This is a genomic window from Stutzerimonas stutzeri (assembly GCF_000590475.1).
In the GTDB taxonomy this organism is placed as follows: Bacteria; Pseudomonadota; Gammaproteobacteria; order Pseudomonadales; family Pseudomonadaceae; genus Stutzerimonas; species Stutzerimonas stutzeri_D.
In genome coordinates this window covers 3,298,461-3,316,217 of record NZ_CP007441.1, presented here as the reverse complement: position 1 = coordinate 3,316,217, position 17,757 = coordinate 3,298,461, and the positions used below count along the sequence as shown (strand labels likewise).

General features: G+C 61.3%; 15 protein-coding genes. 5 read left to right on the top strand and 10 right to left on the bottom strand.

All coding sequences use genetic code 11. The annotated features are described in order from the left end of the window. Positions 1-44: 44 nt before the first annotated feature. The 7 genes from CH92_RS15030 to xseA form a co-directional block, all read right to left on the bottom strand. Positions 45-902 (bottom strand): carboxylate/amino acid/amine transporter, encoded by an 858-nt coding sequence (locus CH92_RS15030; protein ID WP_025242595.1) that lies wholly within the window; start codon positions 900-902, stop codon positions 45-47. A gap of 115 nt (positions 903-1,017) precedes the next feature. Continuing rightward, positions 1,018-2,076, bottom strand: coding sequence for an NAD(P)-dependent alcohol dehydrogenase (locus tag CH92_RS15025; protein WP_025242594.1), 1,059 nt, complete (start codon positions 2,074-2,076; stop codon positions 1,018-1,020). Between the two features lie 220 nt (positions 2,077-2,296). Further along, positions 2,297-3,967, bottom strand: coding sequence for a 2-isopropylmalate synthase (gene leuA / locus CH92_RS15020; protein ID WP_025242593.1), 1,671 nt, complete (start codon positions 3,965-3,967; stop codon positions 2,297-2,299). Positions 3,968-4,424: 457 nt separating this feature from the next. Next, positions 4,425-5,714: a mechanosensitive ion channel family protein gene (locus CH92_RS15015; RefSeq protein WP_025242592.1), complete on the bottom strand. Its 1,290-nt coding sequence runs from the start codon at positions 5,712-5,714 to the stop codon at positions 4,425-4,427. A gap of 56 nt (positions 5,715-5,770) precedes the next feature. Beyond that, positions 5,771-6,313, bottom strand: a complete 543-nt coding sequence (locus CH92_RS15010; protein ID WP_025242591.1) for a hydrolase — start codon at positions 6,311-6,313, stop codon at positions 5,771-5,773. A gap of 19 nt (positions 6,314-6,332) precedes the next feature. Beyond that, entirely contained in the window at positions 6,333-7,151 is an 819-nt protein-coding gene (locus CH92_RS15005; RefSeq protein ID WP_025242590.1) for a M23 family metallopeptidase, read from the bottom strand. A gap of 26 nt (positions 7,152-7,177) precedes the next feature. Continuing rightward, positions 7,178-8,557, bottom strand: a complete 1,380-nt coding sequence (xseA, locus tag CH92_RS15000) for an exodeoxyribonuclease VII large subunit (RefSeq protein WP_025242589.1) — start codon at positions 8,555-8,557, stop codon at positions 7,178-7,180. A gap of 148 nt (positions 8,558-8,705) precedes the next feature. Here xseA and CH92_RS14995 point away from each other — a divergent pair, with 148 nt between their 5' ends. The 3 genes from CH92_RS14995 (at position 8,706) to guaA (ending at position 12,646) form a co-directional block, all read left to right on the top strand. After that, complete coding sequence (locus CH92_RS14995; protein ID WP_025242588.1) at positions 8,706-9,263, top strand: hypothetical protein; 558 nt, start codon at positions 8,706-8,708, stop codon at positions 9,261-9,263. A gap of 120 nt (positions 9,264-9,383) precedes the next feature. Further along, a complete protein-coding gene (guaB, locus tag CH92_RS14990; protein ID WP_025242587.1) occupies positions 9,384-10,853 on the top strand; it encodes an IMP dehydrogenase in 1,470 nt (489 codons plus the stop codon). Between the two features lie 212 nt (positions 10,854-11,065). Further along, complete coding sequence (gene guaA, locus CH92_RS14985) at positions 11,066-12,646, top strand: glutamine-hydrolyzing GMP synthase (RefSeq protein WP_025242586.1); 1,581 nt, start codon at positions 11,066-11,068, stop codon at positions 12,644-12,646. A 66-nt stretch (positions 12,647-12,712) separates the two neighbouring features. On the opposite strand, the gene CH92_RS14980 is transcribed toward guaA, so the two are convergent. Beyond that, positions 12,713-13,543 carry a DUF1206 domain-containing protein gene (locus CH92_RS14980; protein WP_025242585.1) on the bottom strand — a complete coding sequence of 277 codons (831 nt, stop codon included), beginning with the start codon at positions 13,541-13,543 and terminating at the stop codon, positions 12,713-12,715. A gap of 205 nt (positions 13,544-13,748) precedes the next feature. Here CH92_RS14980 and CH92_RS14975 point away from each other — a divergent pair, with 205 nt between their 5' ends. Together CH92_RS14975 and tadA are read left to right on the top strand one after the other, a co-directional pair. Then, on the top strand, positions 13,749-15,119 hold the full coding sequence (locus CH92_RS14975) for a multicopper oxidase family protein (RefSeq protein ID WP_025242584.1): 1,371 nt from the start codon (positions 13,749-13,751) through the stop codon (positions 15,117-15,119). 68 nt (positions 15,120-15,187) lie between these two features. Further along, complete coding sequence (tadA, locus tag CH92_RS14970; RefSeq protein WP_025242583.1) at positions 15,188-15,664, top strand: tRNA adenosine(34) deaminase TadA; 477 nt, start codon at positions 15,188-15,190, stop codon at positions 15,662-15,664. Positions 15,665-15,724: 60 nt separating this feature from the next. On the opposite strand, the gene CH92_RS14965 is transcribed toward tadA, so the two are convergent. Both CH92_RS14965 and argF read right to left on the bottom strand, forming a co-directional pair. Further along, complete coding sequence (locus tag CH92_RS14965; protein WP_025242582.1) at positions 15,725-16,834, bottom strand: ABC transporter ATP-binding protein; 1,110 nt, start codon at positions 16,832-16,834, stop codon at positions 15,725-15,727. Beyond that, positions 16,831-17,751 (bottom strand): ornithine carbamoyltransferase, encoded by a 921-nt coding sequence (gene argF / locus CH92_RS14960; RefSeq protein WP_025242581.1) that lies wholly within the window; start codon positions 17,749-17,751, stop codon positions 16,831-16,833. The genes CH92_RS14965 and argF overlap by 4 nt, the downstream gene beginning before the upstream one ends. Between the last annotated feature and the right edge of the window lie 6 nt (positions 17,752-17,757).

Sequence of the window (17,757 nt, the reverse complement as noted above, 5' to 3'; positions counted from 1 at the left end):
TTGCTAATCCATAAAATCTATATATAACAGTAAGTTACATAGTGTCATTGGGCCTGCTCACGGCCCAGGCGATTGATCCACAGCGAGGCGAGAATAATCAGCCCGCCGATGGCGAGCAGTAGCAGATTGGTTTCCGTGCCCCAGAACAGCAGATTGAGCACTAACCCGACCGGAACCGCCATGTTGTTCATCACTGCCAAGGTGCCGGCATCGACCAACGTTGCGCCCTTGTTCCAGCAGAATTGGCCGAGGGCGGTCGCCAGCACACCCATCCATACCAGTACGCCCCATTGGCTCGCGGTGGTCGGCAGCTTGTCGGCATGGCCGAACAGCAGCCAGGCCGGCAGCACGATCACCATTGCACCGAGGAAGAAATAGCCGAAGCGCCGATGAAGCGGGATATCGGACGGATACCGCTGCGCCAGATGCTTGTAGCCCACCTGCCCGGCGGCGAAGGTGAAGTTGGCCAACTGCATCAGCAGGAACCCGCCGAGAAAATCGCTGGAAATGCCGTCGTAGCGGATCAGGCCGGCACCAAGCACGGCGACCGCTGCCGCTACCAGCGCCCAGGGATTGAAGCGGCGGTTGAGCGCATCGTCGATCAGCGTCACGTGCAGCGGCGTGAGCACGGTAAACAACAACACCTCGGCCACGCTCAGCACGTTGAAGCTCAGGTACAGGCACAGATAAGTCACTCCGAACTGGAGCGCGCCAACCAGCGTCACGCCCGCGATGAAGCGCGGCTCAACGCCGCGCCAACGGGTCAGCGGGAGGAATACCAGGCTGGCGAGGACCACGCGGGTGAGCACCGCAAAATAGCTGTCCACCTGGCCGGCCAGATAAGCACCGATCAGGTTGAAGGAGTATGCCCAGAGTAGGGTGACGAAGATTAGGTAACGCATGTCGGCTCCTCAGCAGAAGCCGGCGACCTTAGCGGCTCGGCGATGAAGAGGGAAGCGCCGACTTGAATCCGGGTGGCGGTGACTGGTGCGCCCGGTGGGGCGCGCCAGCGGAACCTCAAGCGGATTTGAGCGAGGCCATGTCGATAACGAAACGGTACTTCACATCGCTCTTGAGCATGCGCTCGTAGGCTTCGTTGATCGCCTGGATGTCGATCAACTCAATGTCCGAAACGATGCCGTGCTCGGCGCAGAAGTCGAGCATTTCCTGGGTCTCGGCAATACCGCCGATCAACGAGCCGGCCAAGCGGCGGCGCTTGAAGATCAGCCCGAAAACGTTGGGCGATGGGTGAGGTGAGGCCGGCGCACCCACCAGCGTCATGGTTGCGTCGCGCTTGAGCAAAGACAGGAAGGCGTCGAGATCGTGCGGGGCCGCGACGGTGTTGAGAATGAAGTCGAAGCTGTTCAGATGTGCAGCCATCTCCGTCTTGTTTTTCGAGACCACCACTTCGCTGGCGCCGAGGCGCAAGGCGTCTTCCTTCTTGTCCGGCGAGGTAGTGAAAAGCACCACGTGCGCGCCCATGGCGTTGGCGATTTTCACCGCCATGTGGCCGAGGCCGCCGAGGCCGACCACGCCGACTTTCTGGCCGGGACCGACCTTCCACTGACGTAGCGGCGAATAGGTGGTGATGCCGGCACACAGCAGCGGCGCGACGGCGGCAAGCTTGTCTTCGCTATGGGAGATGCGCAGAACGAACTTCTGATCCACCACGATATTGTCCGAATAACCACCGTAAGTGTTCTCGCCGCCGCCGAACGCCGGGCCGTTATAGGTGCCGACAAAGCCATTCTCGCAGTACTGCTCAAGGCCTTCGCCGCAGGATGCGCAGCTCTGGCAGCTGTCGACCAGACAGCCGACGCCAGCGATATCGCCGACCTTGAAGTTCTCGACCGAATCACCCACCGCCGTAACGCGCCCGACGATTTCATGGCCTGGGACGGCGGGGTACCGGGTGTTGTTCCATTCGTTGCGGGCGGTATGCAGGTCCGAATGACAGACGCCGCAGTAGAGAATGGCGATCTGCACGTCGTTAGGTCCCACGGCACGGCGTGAGAAAGAGTAGGGGGCAAGCGGCGTATTCGGATCGTGGGCGGCATAACCGATAGCATTGCTCATGGCGGCTCCTTGGACTGAGAGTCTGGACGGAAAAGCCAATCCTAGTGGCGATGGCCGCGGAGCGGTTGCACAATTCTGCTGATGAATGATGCGTTCCTGCAGGAACGGGGATTGCCGCCATGGATACGCCCTGCTCATGGCGATGGGCTCGCGGAGCCGTTGCGTCCGCGTAAGAGCGCAAACGCTTACGGCGAGCCCATCCCGGGCTCGCCGTCCAACCTCAGGCGGCTTTGGATGTCGCTTCGCGCAGTGCCCGGTTCAAGGCGCTGAACAACGCGCGGATGCTGGCCGTGGTGATGTTTTCGTCGATACCGATACCGTGCAGCGAGCGTTCACCGTCCAGGCGCACTTCGATGTAAGCCGCGGCCCTGGCGTTGCTGCCGGCGCCAATCGAGTGCTCATGGTAATCCATGATCTCCAGCTTGACCGGCAACCCGGCGACCAGAGCTTCCAGCGGGCCCTTGCCGATGCCACGCCAATGCATGATTTCGCCGTCGCTGGCCACTTCCACATCCACCGCGCTGGTGCCGTTCTCTTCCTGCAGGCGATGGCTCCTCAGCGTGTAGGGGGTGCTGGCCTGCAGATACTCGGCCTCGAGCAACGCATAGATCTGCTTGGCGCTCATTTCCAGGCCGAGGCGATCAGTTTCCTTCTGTACGACCTGGCTGAACTCGATCTGCATGCGGCGTGGCAGGCTGATACCGTATTCCTGCTCCAGCAGATAGGTGATGCCGCCCTTGCCGGACTGGCTGTTGACGCGAATGACCGCCTCGTAGCTGCGGCCAATATCGGCCGGGTCGATCGGCAGGTAGGGCACTTCCCAGACGCCATTCGGATCCTGCTGGCTGAAGCCTTTGCGGATCGCATCCTGGTGCGAGCCGGAGAAAGCGGTGTGGACCAGATCGCCGACGTAGGGATGCCGCGGGTGCACCGGCAGCTGATTGCATTCCTCGACGACCTTGCGCACCGCGTCGATATCCGAGAAGTCCAGCTGCGGGTCGACGCCCTGGCTATACATGTTCAGCGCCACGGTTACCAGATCAACGTTGCCGGTGCGCTCGCCGTTGCCGAACAGGCAGCCTTCGACGCGATCGGCGCCGGCCATCAGGCCCAGCTCAGTGGCGGCCACGCCGGTGCCGCGGTCGTTGTGGGTGTGCAGGCTGATCAGCACGCTGTCGCGCTTGTTGATCTGGCGGCCGAAGTATTCGATCTGGTCGGCGTAGATGTTCGGCGTTGCCGCTTCGACGGTGGCCGGCAGGTTGAGGATCAGTTTTTTTGCCGGAGTCGGTTGGAACACTTCGATGACCGCATTGCACACCTCGATGGCGAAATCGGTCTCGGTGGAGCTGAAAACCTCTGGCGAATACTCGAAGCGCCAGCCTGTCTCCGGCGCGGCGTCGGCCAGACGCTTGATGACCTGCGCGGCGCCGACCGCGATTCCCACGACGCCGGCTTTGTCTTGGTTGAAGACGATGCGGCGAAAGCTCGGCGCGGTGGCGTTGTAGTAGTGAACGATGGCTTTCTTGGCGCCCTTGAGCGATTCGAAGGTGCGGGTGATCAGATCTTCGCGGGCTTGGGTGAGCACCTGGATGGTCACGTCATCGGGGATGTGGCCGCCTTCGATCAATTCACGGACGAAGTCGAAGTCGGTTTGCGATGCGGAGGGGAAGCCGACCTCGATTTCCTTTACGCCGACCTGCACCAGCGTCTTGAAGAAGCGCATCTTCTTTCCGGCGTCCATCGGTTCGATCAACGACTGGTTGCCATCGCGCAGATCGGAGCTCAGCCAGATCGGAGCCTGGGTGATCGATTTGGACGGCCAGGTGCGATCCGGAATGTCGATGGCCGGAAAGGCGCGATATTTTTTCGATGGGTTCTTGAGCATGGTCATGGTGTTTCCCCAGGCGATCCTTGAGCTAGCAACTTGTCTGCCCATCACGGGCTTCGGTTTATGGTGTAAAGCTATTGCTTCAAGGTCGTGACTTGCAAGGCTTGGTTAAAAATCGATTATTTATTGCTGTTATATGTGGAGGTTGGTGTTTTCTGCTGATTAATTCGTGAAAACCACGCTTGATTGCTGTGCTTCATTGCGGCCTCATGTCGCAGCGGCCGAGGCGAAACGGCTATGCGATTATTTCTGCTATTCCACAGGGTTATGTCATGCCGGCCATGCGGAGGACGCCGAAGCGGTCGAATTGGGGCCGATGGTGGCTTCTGGGTAACTAACTGCGGCAGTAAGGATGAGTGGCGCCTCGCTCCGGACGTGGATTGGCGCTGCCGTTTAGGGATCACGCATGAGCGGTGCACGAGGCCGCGCCGGCGGCCTCGTGCTCAGTGCCGACCTGCAATTAGCTTCGCTTCTCGGCCGGATGTTCTTTCGGTTGCTGCAGTGCTGGCGCGCCGGGCTGGCGCAGTGAATCGCGCCAATCTCGCACATCGCTGCCACTCGGGTGCTGGAAAACGCGCAGGCCGAATTCCGGAAGGATGGCCAGCAAGTGGTCGAAGATGTCCGATTGGATCGCCTCGTACTGGGTCCAGGCCACGGTATTGGTGAAGCAGTAGATCTCCAGCGGTAGTCCATCGGGTGTCGGGCTGAGCTGGCGCACCATCAGGGTCATGGTCTGATGAATCCCGCCGTGACTGCGCAGGTAGTGTTCGACGTAAGCCCGGAAGCTGCCGATGTTGGTGATGCGCCGGGTATTGACCGGCTCCTTGCCGCGTTTCTCGAGCTTTGCATTCCAGTCGTCGATCTCGCGGCGCTTGTCAGTCAGGTAGTCATCAAGCAGGTTGAAACGGTGCAGGTACTCGCATTCTTCGGTATCGAGAAAATGCACGCTCTGCTGGTCCAGATAGAGGCTGCGCATGATCCGCCGGCCGCCGCTTTGTTGCATGCCTCGCCAATTCTTGAACGAGTCGCTGATGAAGCGTTTGGTTGGGATGTTGGTGATGGTCTTGTCCCAGTTCTGCACCTTCACGGTGTGCAGTGCGATGTCGATGACATCGCCATCGGCGTTGAGCTGCGGCATCTCGATCCAGTCACCGACGCGGATGATGTCGTTTGACGAGATCTGCACGCTGGCTACCAGTGACAGGATAGTGTCCTGGAATATCAATAGCAGGACCGCGGCCATGGCGCCGAGGCCGGACAGCAGAATCAGCGGTGAGCGGTCAATCAATGTTGCAATGACGAGAATGGTGGCGATCGCATAGATCACGATTTTGATGACTTGCAGATAACCTTTGATGGGGTGCACATGCGCGTCGGCTCGGCGCTGGTACATCATGTTGATGATGTCCAGCAGGGCGCCCAGGGCTAACGCGATGGTGAGAACGATGAAACCGCCACAGACGTTGCGCACCACAGTCATGGCCGCCTCGGGAAGGCCTGGCACGGCGTTCACGCCAATTGACAACACCAGCGCCGGAACAATGTTCGACAGTCGGCGGATGATCCCGAAGTCCTGCAGTTCGGTCTCACGGGCATGACGCAGAACCTTGTACAGGCCGCGCACCAGAATTCGCTTGACCACCCAATTGGCAAGCCAGGCGGCAAACACCAACGCGGCGCTGGCCACCAGCATCTGAAGCTCAGCGTGCTCGCTCAGCCATTCCAGCCAGACGTTCCATTCTTCCTGCATTGGGGCTCTCCGTCAGTCGGCATTGGATAGCAGTTGCATGCCCTTGGGCATCTGCATTAGCGGATGAACTCTCGGCTGATACCGCGGAACAGCTCGGTTCCGGCCTGCTCCATCCACTCGAAGGCGACCATTTCGCGCGAAACGATGCTGGCGCCGGCCTGTTGCATGCGCGCCAGGCCGAGCGCCTTGTCACTGGCGCGGCGCGAGCCGACGGCTTCCTCGACGACGAAGACCTGTTTGCCACGAGCCAGCAGGTCGAGCACGGTCTGCAGCACGCAGATGTGGGTTTCGATTCCGCTGATCACGAATTGCGTGCGCTCCCCACCGGGCCGCTTGAACAGCTCGCCGTCTCGCGCTGCAGAAAAGTGCAGCTTCTCGATGATCGCCTCCTCGGCCATCCCATCGCGTAGCGAGGCGATCGCCGGTCCCAGCCCCTTGCTGTACTGCTCGGTGAGCAGAACCGGCACGCCGACACGCTGAGCGACTTGGATCAGCCAGGCGCTATGCTCGGCCAACGCCGTGTGGCCCTCGATAGCAGGGAACAGGCGTTCCTGGATGTCGATGATGACGAGGGTGGAGTCCTGCGCGTTGATAAGCATGCCGTTGTCCTTGAATTGATCAGGGCTTGAACGCACCGATGAAAATGGATGGATCGATACGCGCGTCGTTGAGGCTGACGTTCCAGTGCAGATGCGGGCCAGTGGCTCGACCGGTCGAGCCGACTTTACCCAGCACGGCGCCGCGGGCGAGCTCGTCGCCCACCTTTACATCGATCTTCGACAGGTGACAGAACATGCTGATCAGCCCTTGGCCGTGGTCGACGAACACCGTGTTGCCATTGAAGAAATAGTTGCCGGTGAGGATCACCTTGCCGGCGGCGGGAGACTTGATCGGCGTGCCGGCCTTGGCGGCGAAGTCCAGCCCGGAATGTGGATTGCGTTCCTCACCGTTGAAGAATCGACGCAGCCCGAATGGCGAAGACAGCGGGCCGTTGACCGGTTTGTCGAACAGCAGATTGCTTGGCTGACGCGGGCTGAATTGACGGTAGGCGCGGGTCTGCTCGTCCAGCTCGCGCTGGATGCGTTTGAGGTCGGCAGGGTTCGGATTGACCTGCCGCTGGTTCTTCAAGGTGATGCGTTGCTCGCGATAGGTGCGGGGCTCGACACGAAAGCTATGTGCCTTGCCGTCAACGTCCAAGGATTGCTGGCCGGCTTTAACCGCCAGCGGAATTCCGACGATGGCAATCCATCGCTGATCGTCCTCGCGCACCACCAGCACGGGCTTGCCGTCGTAACGCGCTTTCGGCGCGCTGGCATCGTTGCCGAGGTCAATCACGGCTACGCCACCCGGCACAGGTTTGTTCAACAGGCGAGTGAGGAAGCCTTCCGCTTGGGCGGGGAGTGTCAGGCAGATGAGCAGGGTAAGGGCGAAGCGCATGGGAGTTCCGAGTAATGTGTTTTTGATCAGTCCAGCAGCGACAACGTTACCGGCGTCTGGTGATTGTCCTCGACACGCACATCCAGCTCGCCATTTCCCAGGCGCGCTTTCAGGCGCTGACCGGGCTGGGTCTGGTCGGCTCGGCGGATCGCCTGGCCGCGCTCATCGAGCAGGATGCTGTAGCCTCGTGACAAGGTGGCGAGCGGGCTGACGACGTTCAACGTCTGCGCCAGCCCCAGCAGCTGTTGACGTTGGCCTTTTAAAGTGTCCTGCATGGCGCGGGGCAGTCGGCTCGACAAATGTTCGAGCCGTTGGCGCAGGAGATTCAACGATCGCCCCGGGTGTTGTCCGGCTAGACGAGTTTCGAAGCGAGCGAGGCGCTCCTGACCGGCGCAGAGCCGCCGGTCTATTCCACGCAGCAGGCGCGCCTCCAGGTCGTCGATGCGTTGGGCTTGCTGCTGCAGGCGCTCGCCGGGATGGCGTAGACGTCGAGTCAGGCTGTCCAGGCGAGCGGCGTCGCGGTGCAGACGATCGCGCATTCGCAGCCACAAACGCTGGCGCAGCCCCTCCAGGCGTCGGTGCACATCCGCGCTGCTGGGCGCCAGGAGTTCGGCAGCAGCTGATGGGGTTGGCGCGCGGACGTCAGCGACGAAGTCGGCAATCGAAACATCGGTCTCATGGCCGACCGCGCAAACGATCGGCGTCTCGCAGGCGGCCACAGCCCGCGCGACCACTTCCTCGTTGAAGCACCAGAGGTCTTCCAGCGAACCGCCACCACGAGCCAGGATCAGCGCATCGAAGCCGCCACGGTCGGCCAGTTCCAGTGCGCGAACGATCTGAGCCGTCGCTTCACGGCCCTGCACGGGCGTCGGCACCAGGGTCAGGGCGACATGCGGCGCACGTCGGCGGAACACCGAAATGATGTCGCGGATCACCGCACCGGTGGGCGAACTGACGATACCGATGCGACGTGGGTGAAGGGGCAGGGCGCGCTTTCCGGCGGCGTCGAACAGGCCTTCGGCACTGAGCTTGTCTTTCAATGCTTCGAACGCCAGGCGCAGCGAACCGTCGCCAGCAGGCTCGACGTTGTCGAGAATCAGCTGGTAGTCACCACGCCCCTCGAACAACGACACCCGCCCACGCACCTTCACCGCCAGCCCGTCGCGCAGCGCCTGACGCACACGTAGCGCATTCTGCCGGAACAGCGCGCAGCGGACCTGGGCGCTCTTGTCTTTCAAGGTGAAATAGATGTGGCCGGAGGCGGGCTTGGCCAGGTTGGAAATCTCGCCTTCCACCCAGACCTGGGCGAACACGTCTTCGAGCAGCAGCCGCGCGCGACCGTTGAGCTGGCTGACAGTCAGCACTTCGCGGTCGAGGTTCAGGCGTTGAAAAGGGTCTTTGAGCATGGCGGGGATGATACGGCAAGACGCTGGGCGCTTCACCCGCATGGGCTGTCTTGCTCCATTGTCCGCGAATGTCGCGACCGCTTTGGCTCCGGCTTGACCTGAGGCGATGGCCGATTAAGCTGCGCGCTTTCCTTCAGACGTAGCGTCCATGAGCGATCAGCAGTTCATCATCGTGCCGAAGATTTCCAGCTACCCGGGAGCCCAGTCACGCGCACGGGTAATCCAGCGCTGGCTGGTGGAGCGCGGCATCATCCTCCCGCAGCTGTCCGCGTGCGGTTCGGCACCGGGCCGCCTGGCCTACGGCATTGGTCCGCGGGCTGACGAGGTATTGGAGCCTGCCGGTGCCGCCTTGCTGCCCTACGAGTTGGTGCGCAACGGCCTGGAAATCATAACCGACCGCTGCATCTATACACCCGAGCGTGGCTTTGAAGGGCGAGCGCGCTGCCCCGAGTGCCGCAAGCAGATCGGCGAAGCGCTGCTGGAGCATCTGGAAGAGTGGATGCCGGGCGAAACGGAGAATTTCATCTGCCCGGAGTGCGGGCACGAGGACGACATCAACGGCTTCCCCTTCAGCCAACCCTGCGGCTTCTCGGATCTGGGGTTCATCTTCAATAACTGGCCAGGCCGGTACTTCCGCCGCTCCTTCATCGAGGAGTTCACTGAGCGCCTCGGGTATCCGCTCGCATTGGTGGAGGTCGCCTACTAGCGCCGGGCGGCGTGTCGGAGGCTGTTCATTGGTGCCGTGGCGGCGCATTGTTTGATTGAGCCATGCGCCCGTGCTCGGTATAATGCCGCGCTTCCTTTTTCCCGCCTGGGAGCCCCCGCCATGCTGCGTATCAGCCAAGAAGCCCTGACTTTCGATGACGTTCTCCTGATCCCGGGTTATTCCGAGGTTTTGCCGAAGGATGTCAGCCTCAAGACCCGCCTGACCCGCGAAATCGAGCTGAACATTCCCCTCGTTTCGGCTGCAATGGACACCGTCACCGAAGCCCGCCTGGCCATTGCCATGGCGCAGGAAGGCGGCATCGGCATCATTCACAAGAACATGAACGTCGAGCAGCAGGCCGCTGAAGTACGCAAGGTCAAGCGCCACGAAACGGCGATCGTTCACGATCCGGTCACCGTGACTCCGGAGACGAAGATCAGTGAATTGTTACGTAAGGCGCGCGAACTGGGCTTCTCCGGTTTCCCGGTAGTCTCCGGTCAGGAGCTGGTAGGTATCGTCACGGGTCGTGACTTGCGCTTCACGCCGAACGCGGGGGATTCGGTCGCCGCGATCATGACGCCGAAGGAAGAGCTGGTCACCGTACAGGAAGGCACCGGCCTCGAAGAAATCAAAACCAAACTCTACGAGCACCGCATCGAGAAGATGCTGGTGGTCGACAGCAATTTCCACCTGCGCGGCTTGGTCACTTTCCGTGACATCGAAAAAGCCAAGACCTATCCGCTGGCGTCCAAGGACGACCAGGGTCGCCTGCGTGTGGGTGCCGCCGTTGGCACTGGTGCCGACACCGCTGAGCGTGTCGAGGCGCTGGCTGCAGCCGGCGTCGACGTGATCGTCGTCGACACCGCGCATGGCCACTCGCGTGGCGTGCTTGATCGCGTGCGTTGGGTTAAGGACAACTTCCCGAAGGTTCAGGTGATCGGCGGCAACATCGCCACTGCCGAAGCCGCGCTGGACCTCGTCAAGGCTGGCGCCGATGCGGTAAAGGTCGGCATCGGCCCGGGCTCGATCTGCACCACTCGCATCGTCGCGGGTGTCGGCGTGCCGCAAATCTCTGCTATCGCCAACGTATCGGCCGCCCTCGAAGGCACTGGCGTGCCGATGATCGCCGACGGCGGCATTCGCTTCTCCGGTGACCTGTCGAAGGCCATCGTGGCCGGCGCCAACGCGGTGATGATGGGTTCCATGTTCGCCGGTACCGAAGAAGCGCCGGGCGAGATCGAGCTTTTCCAGGGCCGCTCCTACAAGGCCTACCGCGGCATGGGTTCGCTGGGTGCGATGTCCCAGGCGCAGGGCTCTTCCGATCGCTATTTCCAAGACTCCTCCGCCGGTGCCGAGAAGCTGGTGCCCGAAGGTATCGAAGGCCGCGTGCCGTACAAGGGTTCGTTGGCAGCGATCATCCACCAACTGATGGGCGGCCTGCGCGCCTCCATGGGCTACACCGGCAGCGCCACCATCGACCATATGCGGACCCATCCGCAGTTTGTGCGCATCACTGGTGCCGGCATGGCCGAGTCTCACGTGCATGACGTGCAGATCACCAAGGAAGCACCGAACTACCGGGTCGGCTGAAAAATCGATTTGCCGCTGCTGCGCTTTTGCCAGCGTTGTTGGAGAGAAACCCGAATGCTCATTTGCTACAGCAAACTCCGCTTACTCGTCTCTCTCCGCCTAGCTGGCCCTGTACTCGCGACGTGGCAAATCGATTATTGAAAAAATATCTAGTCACGGGGCTGTTCGATTCAGCCCCGTGTCATTTGTGAATTCCGCTACGAGAGACGGCCATGTCCCATCCTGACATTCACGCCCACCGCATCCTGATCCTGGATTTCGGTTCCCAGTACACCCAGCTGATCGCCCGTCGCGTTCGCGAGATCGGTGTCTACTGTGAACTGCACCCGTTCGATATGAGCGACGAGGATATCCGCGCCTTCAATCCGCGCGGCATCATCCTGGCCGGCGGCCCGGAGTCGGTGCATGCTGAAGGCAGCCCGCGCGCCCCACAAGCGGCGTTCGATCTGGGCGTACCGTTGTTCGGTATCTGCTATGGCATGCAGACCATGTCCGAGCAGCTCGGCGGCAAGGTGCAGGGTTCCGATGAGCGCGAGTTCGGCTACGCGCGGGTCGATCTGGTCGGCAAGTCCAAGCTGTTCGATGGCATCGAAGATCATATGGATGACGACGGCGTGTTCGGACTCGACGTCTGGATGAGCCACGGCGACAAGGTGACGACGCTGCCGCAGGGCTTCCACATTCTCGCCAGCACCCCGAGCTGCCCGATTGCCGCGATGGGCGACGATGATCGTCGTTACTATGGCGTGCAGTTCCACCCGGAAGTGACTCACACCCGTCAGGGCGGACGCATCCTGTCACGCTTCCTGCTGGAGATATGCGGCTGCGAAGCGCTGTGGACGCCTTCCAACATCGTCGATGATCTGGTCGAGCAAGTGCGCAAGCAGGTCGGTTCGGCCAATGTACTGCTGGGCCTCTCCGGCGGTGTCGATTCTTCGGTGGTCGCGGCTCTGCTGCACAAGGCCATCGGCGATCAGCTGACCTGCGTGTTCGTCGACAATGGCCTGCTACGCCTGCATGAAGGCGACCAGGTCATGGCGATGTTTGCCGAGAACATGGGCGTCAAGGTGATCCGTGCTGATGCGGAAGCGCAGTTCCTCGAAAATCTGGCTGGCGAAGCCGACCCGGAAAAGAAGCGCAAGATCATCGGGCGCACCTTCATCGACGTGTTCGACGCGCAGGCCAGCAAGCTCGATAACATCCAGTTCCTCGCGCAGGGCACCATCTACCCGGATGTCATCGAGTCCGCCGGTGCGAAGAGCGGCAAGGCTCACGTGATCAAGTCGCACCACAACGTTGGCGGCCTGCCGGAGGAAATGAACCTCAAGCTGGTCGAGCCGCTGCGTGAGCTATTCAAGGATGAAGTCCGCAAAATCGGTTTGGAGCTCGGCCTGCCGTTCGATATGGTCTATCGCCATCCGTTCCCGGGCCCGGGGCTGGGCGTGCGCATCCTCGGCGAAGTAAAGAAGGAATACGCCGACCTGCTGCGTCGTGCTGACCACATCTTCATCCAGGAGCTGCGCAACTTCGATTGGTATCACAAGACCAGCCAGGCTTTCGTGGTGTTCCAGCCGGTCAAGTCGGTCGGTGTGGTCGGCGATGGCCGCCGCTACGCCTGGGTCGTCGCGCTGCGTGCGGTGGAAACCATCGACTTCATGACCGCACGCTGGGCGCATTTACCGTACGAGCTGCTGGAGAAAGTCTCGAACCGCATCATCAACGAGATCGAGGGCATTTCCCGCGTCACCTACGATGTGTCGAGCAAGCCGCCAGCGACCATCGAGTGGGAGTGATCGGCTAGCCGATCGATCGAAGATCAAGCCCCGGCCATCCCGGGGCTTGGTCGTGCTGGAAGGCGATCAATGCATGACCGCGGGCATGTCGATTCGGCGCCAGATCGCCTCTGACATGCTGTACAGGGCGAAGGCCACCAGCCCGAGACCCACCAGCGATAGCCAGAAGGTGCCGAACGGCAGGTTCTGCAGCGCGTTCAAGGCCTCTTGCAGGCCGGGTGGCTCCGTGGGCTCATAACGTGCGCCGCCGCTGAACAACATGCCAGCGACGATCAGGAACGCGACCCCTCGCGCGATTAACCCAGCGCGTGAAATCGGGCGAACCCAGCGCATGACATCCTCAGAGGCATAGAAGTACTTTTCGAACTTGGCTTTCCAACCCTTGATGATATGGGCGATACCCACGCCAAGCGGAACTAACGCGACGACATAGACCAGGTAATTGGAATATTTCCAACCGAGCAGGCCTGAGAGGAAATCGCCGTTGCCGGAGCCGCCACCGGCGGATTCACCAATGGAGCTGCCCAGCAGGCCGAGGGTGAACAGCGCCAGAAGTGTGTAGGCTATGGCACTGCCGAGCAGTCCTGCGCGAATCAGCAGGCCCTTCGCGTCGGTGCCGTGTCCCTCCGGATCGGTGATGGCCTGGGTCAGGCGCCAAGCCACGTATGCCACGAGACCGACGACCATGATCCAGAGCAAGGCCTCGCCGAAGGGTTGCCCCAATAGTTGCTGGATGGCGCCTTTGGTCCCAACGGTATCACCGCTGCCAATGCCGGCCATGAAGGCGAATGCGCCGACGATCAGGTAGACGACGCCTCGCGCGGCGTATCCGCTGCGGGCGAGCCAGACGATGCCTCTGCTGAGGTCGCCCTTGGCATGGGCTGCGGTGGTATGCATGGGTGGCTCCTTTCCATTATCTCGATCATTGTCCATTCAGTAGACGGAAGCCGGCACGGAGGGTTCGCTGCGAAATACAGACGGTCTGGTTGCCGGGCGTCAGGTGTTCGAAATGGTTGGAAGCTGTAGCATGACGCAAATGCGATCTATTCCTTTTACGCTGCAAGCCAAAGCACGCTTGTAGCTGTTTTTTATGGGATTCACTATGACCTTAACCCGAAGACAGGTGCTGGCGGGCTTCGCTGGTTTGGGGGTGCTAGGCGTCGTGGGTGGTGGAGCGCGCTATTGGCTGGCACGCCCGGCCGATACGATCAGCCACGACTACGAACTGATTGCCGCCCCGCTGGACGTAGAGCTGGTTTCCGGGCATCGGACGCCCGCTTGGTGCTATGGCGGCCAGGCGCCCGGTGTCGAATTGCGTGCACGACAAGGTGACTGGCTGCGGGTGCGCTTCATCAATCATCTGCCGGAACCGACCACCATCCATTGGCATGGCATCCGTTTGCCGCTGAATATGGACGGGGTCCCCTATGTCTCGCAGTTGCCGGTGCTGCCGGGCGAATCGTTCGACTATCTGTTTCAGGTGCAGGATGCTGGCAGCTTCTGGTACCACCCGCATACCACCAGCGCTGAGCAGCTTGGTCGCGGCCTGGTGGGTCCATTGATCGTCGAGGAGCGTGAGCCGAGCGGTTTCCGTCATGAACGCACGTTGAGCCTGAAGAGCTGGCATGTGGACAAGCAAGGCGCCTTCACCGATTTCAGCGTGCCTCGCGAGGCCGCGCGCGGCGGTACGCCGGGCGTCTTTTCGACAATCAACGGCGAGCACGCAGCGACCATAGAGCTCCCTGCGGGGCAGGTCGTGCGACTGCGCATCCTCAATCTCGACAACACCTTGACCTACCGACTGAATCTGTCGGCGGGGGAGGCGCGGATCTACGCGATCGATGGCCATCCGATCCCGCCGCGCGACCTGGGCAAGGCTTACTGGATGGGTCCCGGCATGCGCCTGGACCTTGCGCTGAAGGTTCCGCCTGCCGGCGAACAATTGTCCCTGCGCAACGGTCCGCTGCGGCTGGCGACGCTCGCTTCGGTCGCAACAGGGGAGCATGCGACCGATTGGCCGGCGCCCCTCTCGCCCAACCCGGTGGCCGAGCCTGACCTGCAGCAGGCCGAGACACTGCGCTTCAACTTCGAGTGGGCCGGTACGTTATCCAGCGACGCGGGACAGGACGATTCCTTCACCTTCTGGCAAGTCAACGGCCAGGCCTGGGACATCAACGACAAGACCTGCGCGGAGCGACCGATCGCGACATTGAAGAAGGATGGCCACTATATTTTCGAACTGCGCAACCTCAGCCAGTACCAGCACCCGATCCATTTACACGGCATGACCTTCAAGGTGATCTCGTCCAATCGCAGGAAAATCGAGCCCTGGTTCACCGATACCTATCTGTTGGGCAAGAACGAGACGGCGAGAATCGCCCTGGTCGCGGATAATCCAGGTGTGTGGATGTTCCATTGCCATGTCATCGATCATATGGAGACCGGGCTGATGGCGGCCATCGAAGTGGTGTAGCCGTTGCAGCCGCGACTCAAAGAAACAAGGGACGGCGGAGTGCTTGGAGTGGTTGAGCTGGATTTGAAATGAAGAGACCCGTGATCATCGATCGTTCTCGTGACGAAGACTTTATGCATGAGGCGTTGGCGCTGGCTGCCGAAGGCGCGCAGTTGGGCGAAGTTCCGGTAGGGGCGGTGGTGGTGCAGAATGGCGAGATTATCGGCCGCGGATTCAACTGCCCAATCTCCCGCCACGATCCCAGCGCACATGCCGAGATGGTGGCGATCCGTGACGCAGCAGCGAGTATCGAGAACTACCGACTGCCGGGCAGCACGCTGTACGTGACGCTGGAGCCTTGCAGCATGTGTGCCGGACTGATCGTGCATTCACGTATACAGCGAGTGGTGTACGGCGCTACGGAGCCCAAGGCTGGTGTGGCGATCAGTCGCGGGCAGTTCTTTTCCCAAGCATTTCTCAACCACCGCGTGCTGGTCGAAGGGGGCGTTATGCCGGATGTGTGCAGCGCGATGCTGAGCGAGTTCTTTCGGGCTCGGCGCCTTTAGGCTCGTGACGACAGCGAAGTGGAGGGCCAGGCGGGCCCTTGAGCGGCGACTGCCTGACGATCAGACGCTGCTGCTATAGCGGCGCACGCCCGCTTCCGGCAGCTTTTCGTGGGCGGCAATGCTGCCCTGCGCAGGAAACACCACCAGATGGTCAGCGGCGATGCCAATACCGACTTCCTGTCCGGTCGGGTAGTCGGCATGGCTGGGGAAGATCCCCTCGAGCTGATTTCCGGTCGGCAGCTGCAGGCGGTAAAGGGTCGAGGCTCCGAGGAAGGTCTTACCGACGATAAGTGCCCTGAGCGTGCTTTGCGGCGAATAGACGATGTCATCCGGACGCAGCAGAACGTCCACCGAACTGCCGGCCGGCATGGTGTAGGCACGGTTGCCGCGAATGACCCCAAGTTCGGTCTGTACCGTTTCGGGATCAAGCAATTGGCCGCGAATGAAATATCCCTGGCCAATGAAACTCGCGACGAAGGGCGTAAGCGGTTCATGGTAGAGGTTATACGGTGTGTCCCACTGCTCCAGCCGACCGTCCTTGAATACGCCGACTTGATCGCTGACCGCGAAGGCTTCTTCCTGATCATGAGTGACGAGAATCGCGCTGGTGCCACGTGTCTTGAGGATCTCGCGCACCTCGTGGCTCAGGCGACGCCGTAGATCGCCGTCGAGATTGGAAAAAGGCTCATCGAGTAGCAGCAACTCGGGTTCGGGGGCGAGCGCACGGGCGAGCGCGACGCGCTGCTGCTGGCCTCCGGAAAGCTCGTGCGGGTAACGTCTGCTCAGGGGCGTTAGATGCACCAGTTCGAGCATGTCACGAACGATACGCTGGGCGTGGGGATGCTTACGGATGCCGAAGCCGATGTTCTCCGCCACTGTCAGGTGAGGGAACAGGGCATAGTCCTGAAACACCATGCCGATCCGGCGCTTTTCCGGCGAGAGCGTGAAGCCGCGTCTTGAAAGTACGACGTCGCCCAGCTGGATCTCGCCTTCGTTGACGTGCTCGAAACCGGCGATGGCGCGCAGCGTGGTGGTCTTGCCGCAGCCTGAAGGCCCCAGCAGACAGCCGATATCACCACGGTTGAGGTGCAGATTAAGGTTCTGCACCACGCTCTGGCCACCATAGCCGCAGTCCAGGTTGCGCAGATGCAGCAGCGATAGGTGACTCATGCGTGGTGGTAGGCCGGCTCGACCAGAAATTCAAGCAGGGCCTTCTGCACATGTAGACGATTTTCGGCCTGCTTCCAGGCGACAGATCGCTTGTCGTCGAGCAGGTCCTGGCTGATCTCCTCACCACGGTGAGCCGGCAGGCAGTGCATGAACAGCACGTCTTCTGCCGCCACGTCGAGCAGGGCGCGGTCGACCTGGTAAGGGCGGAAGGTGGCGATACGCGCGGCTACTTCGTCTTCCTGGCCCATCGAGGCCCAAACATCGGTGCTGATCAGATGAGCGCCTGCAGCCGCTTCTCTCGGGTCGCGAACGATCTGTACCCGATCGCCAGCTTCGGCCAGGAGTTCGCCCTCGGGCTCGTAGCCTTCGGGGCAGGCAATACGCAACTGGAAATCGAACTGAATCGCCGCTTCCATATAGGAGTTGCACATATTGTTGCCGTCGCCGATCCAGGCCACGGTTTTACCAGCGATGCTGCCGCGATGTTCATGGAACGTCTGCATGTCGGCCATCAGTTGGCACGGATGCAGATCGTCGGACAGGCCATTGATGACGGGTACCGACGAGTGGGCCGCGAACTCGGTCAGGGTGGCGTGAGCGAAGGTGCGAATCATGACCGCATCGAGCATGCTCGACATGACGATGGCCGAGTCGCTTATCGGCTCGCCGCGCCCCAGTTGGGTATCGCGAGGCGAGAGAAAGATCGCCTGACCGCCCAGCTGAATCATGCCGGCTTCGAAGGACAGGCGAGTACGCGTCGAGGCTTTCTCGAAGATCATTCCCAGAACCCGGTTCTTCAGCGGCTCGAACAGAATGCCGCGCTCACGCAGATCCTTCAGCTCGATGCCGCGACGAACCAGGCCGAGTAGCTCCTGGGGCGTGCAATCCATCAGTGAGAGAAAGTGCCTTGCGCTCATATCAAC